The sequence below is a fragment of the Persicitalea sp. genome (assembly GCF_041751555.1).
Classification (GTDB): Bacteria; Bacteroidota; Bacteroidia; order Cytophagales; family Spirosomataceae; genus Persicitalea.
The window spans coordinates 1-3,042 of record NZ_JBGSXF010000381.1 but is presented as its reverse complement, the minus strand read 5'-3'; the positions used below and the strand labels follow the sequence as shown (position 1 = coordinate 3,042).

At 53.3% G+C, this 3,042-nt stretch carries 2 protein-coding genes; both read left to right on the top strand.

Going from position 1 to position 3,042, the window contains the following annotated elements:
• Positions 1 to 440, top strand: a 440-nt coding sequence (locus tag ACEW8P_RS13485; protein ID WP_373513600.1) for an acetyl-CoA hydrolase/transferase C-terminal domain-containing protein, incomplete at its 5' end; no start/stop codon positions are given.
• An 86-nt stretch (positions 441 to 526) separates the two neighbouring features.
• Positions 527 to 2,989, top strand: coding sequence for an alpha/beta hydrolase-fold protein (locus ACEW8P_RS13480; RefSeq protein ID WP_373513599.1), 2,463 nt, complete (start codon positions 527 to 529; stop codon positions 2,987 to 2,989).
• The last annotated feature ends 53 nt before the right edge of the window (positions 2,990 to 3,042 follow it).

The window sequence follows — 3,042 nt, the reverse complement described above, 5'->3', positions numbered from 1 at the left end:
TGATTGCCATGCTAGAAGCCTCTTATACCAATGACACCGCCGTAATCCGTACCAACCCCAAGGTGACGGCCATCAATAGTGCTATCGAGGTAGATCTCACGGGACAAGTCTGCGCCGATTCGATTGGCACAAGGTTGTATTCGGGCGTAGGCGGACAGATGGACTTCATCCGGGGCGCGTCTTTGTCGAAAGGAGGAAAGCCGATAATTGCGATGCCCTCGGTGACCTCGCGCGGCGAATCCAAGATCGTGCCTCTCCTGAAACCGGGCGCGGGGGTCGTTACGACCCGCGCCCACGTTCACTATATCGTCACGGAATACGGCGTGGCGAATCTCTACGGAAAGACAATGAAGCAAAGGGCGCAGGCACTCATCACGATTGCGCACCCCGATCATCAGGAAGCATTGGAGCGTGACGCCTTCGAGCGGTTCAGGGCGTAGGGAGTTTCTTATTTTCCATTTTTCAGACTATTTTCGTGAAGCCCACTTTCTGAATCTCCACCCAAAAATTCCTGGTACTCTCTATCATGAAAATTTACCCCCTGCTTTTTCTGCTTTTCATCTCATCTTTCACGCTTGCGCTTTCCCAAAATACGCATTACTTTTCCGAAGGATTGGCCGCCGGAGGCCTGCATCAATACGGACGGGAGGCAATTTATCAAGACCAGCTAGCCTACGCGCTGAGTAATGGCTCCCTGGCAACGCCCAGCGGGAATGCTACCCTCTCAAATCTCAAAGGAGAAAAAGTTGCCTGGAAAGCCCTTAAAGCGGATAGTTTGAACCGTTTTCGAAGTCGCGAGTTAGCCAACGGCTACCTTTTTCTTACCTACACCGCCAAAAAAAAGCACACTGCCTTGCTCAATGTGGCGGGCAACGACATGGTGTACGTGAACGGATCGCCCCACGGCGGTGATATCTACCGTTACGGCTGGATGGATATTCCCGTAGAATTGAAGAAGGGTAGAAATGAGTTCTACATTCGCGTGGGTCGCTTCGGAGCATACGGCGGGGTGGTTGCCAAGCTGGATTTTCCAACTCAAGCCGTGTCTCTCAACACCGCCGACCTCACCATGCCGCACGTCGTACCGGGATTGAAAAACGACTCGCTCTGGGTGGGACTGGTCGTGGTCAATACCAGCGACCAACCACTATCGGGCTTGACCATTTCTTCCGAGCTGGGAGAGTATAAAATGGCGGTTCCGGTGCCAATGATTCCGGCTCTGAGTACGCGGAAAGTTGGTATTCTAATTGACGGCAGTAAAGCTGGAACGGTTGGCAAGCAACCAGTTAGCCTAGCGCTGGTGCAGAATAGGAAAACTATCGATAGAAAATCGGTGGAGCTGGAAACCATTGCTGCCGGCAAGCAGTACAGCCGGACATTCGTCAGCGACATCGACGGTACCGTGCAGTACTATTCCGTGGCTCCACAAATCGACCCTCAGCCAGATATTCCACCCGCTTTGTTCTTTTCGGTACACGGCGCCGAGGTACAGGCTATCAATCAGGCACGGGCCTACAAACCTAAAGATTGGGGCGTGTTGGTGGCCCCGACCAACCGCCGCCCCCGAGGGTTCAACTGGGAGGATTGGGGACGACTCGATGCGCTGGAAGTACTCGACATTGCTAAAAAGACTTTTAAGCCAAATTCTGAAAAGATTTACCTCACTGGCCACTCGATGGGAGGCCACGGCACCTGGTTTCTGGGCGCCACCTATCCCGGCAACTGGGCGGCTATCGCTCCCTGCGCGGGCTATCCTACTCTGTCGTCCTACGGTTCACACGACGGTATGATTCCCGATAGCGCGGCCACGCCGATGGAAGCCATGCTCCTTCGCGCCAGCAACCCCAGCAATGTATTGGCTCTGGTCAAAAACTACAAGCCGCTGGGTGTGTACATCAATCACGGCGACGCCGACCGGACGGTTTCGGTGGAGTACGCCCGGCAAATGAAAAAAGTACTCGCCGATTTTCACACCGATTTCAGCTATTACGAGTACCCTGGGGGAAGCCACTGGTACGGCGACATAAGCGTGGACTGGCCGCCTCTGTTCGATTTTTTTAGCTCACATACGCTGGCGGCCGATACGGCAGTAGCCCACGTGGACTTCACCACCGCTAACCCAGGAATTTCAGGCCAAATGAAATGGGCCACCATTCACCAGCAGCGGGAACCACTTCTTTTCAGCCATATCGACCTAGATTTGGACAAAGAAAAAAAGCAGATTACGGGGACTACGCAGAATGTTGCCACGCTGTCTTTGGCTCTGGTATCATTCGATCCCGGAACTGAGATTCAAATTGAACTGGATAGCAACGAGGTTCTGCCTTACACGGTCAGAACCCCGAGCGAGGTCGTCTTTTTACACAAAAATGAACAGTGGGAAATAGCGTCGAAGCCCGCCGACCGCGAAAAAGGCACCCTTCGTTCGGGTACTTTCAAAGAGCCTTTTAACCACCGGACTATCTATGTGTACGGTACTCAGGGTAATGCACAGGAAAACACCTGGGCTATGGATAAGGCAAAATTCGACGCGGAGTCGTGGTACTATCGGGGCAATGGTGCCGTGGATCTGATTGCCGATACTGACTTCGATCCTCAACAATATCCTGATCGGGGCGTGGTGCTGTACGGCAACGCCAATACCAATGCGGCCTGGCCCGCGCTGCTGTCGGATTGTCCGATTCAGGTGACTGATGGAAAAATCAGGGCAGGAAACAACACTTTCACGGGTAATGATCTGGCGGCTTACTTCATGTGGCCGCGCCGCGATAGTAATCTGGCATCGGTAGCCGTCGTGAGTGGGTCGGGCCTGACGGGTATGAAAGCAGCCAATGCCAATCAGTACTTCAGCGGCGGCAGCGGATTTCCTGATTTCATGATTTTTAACAACGAGATGCTGCGCGACGGGGTGACTGGGGTCAAAATGGCTGGATTTTATAGCAATGACTGGACGTTGCAGGAAGGCGGAAAGGTAGTTGCCGATCAATAAACGTAGTCGCTCTCTACCCAAAAGGACGGTTCAACCTTCCCTCTTCTTACAAC

Bases quoted from the DNA above. Each gene is read 5' to 3' on its own strand.
- ACEW8P_RS13480 (WP_373513599.1), top strand. From the start codon at position 527: ATGAAAATTTACCCCCTGCTTTTTCTGCTTTTCATCTCATCTTTCACG.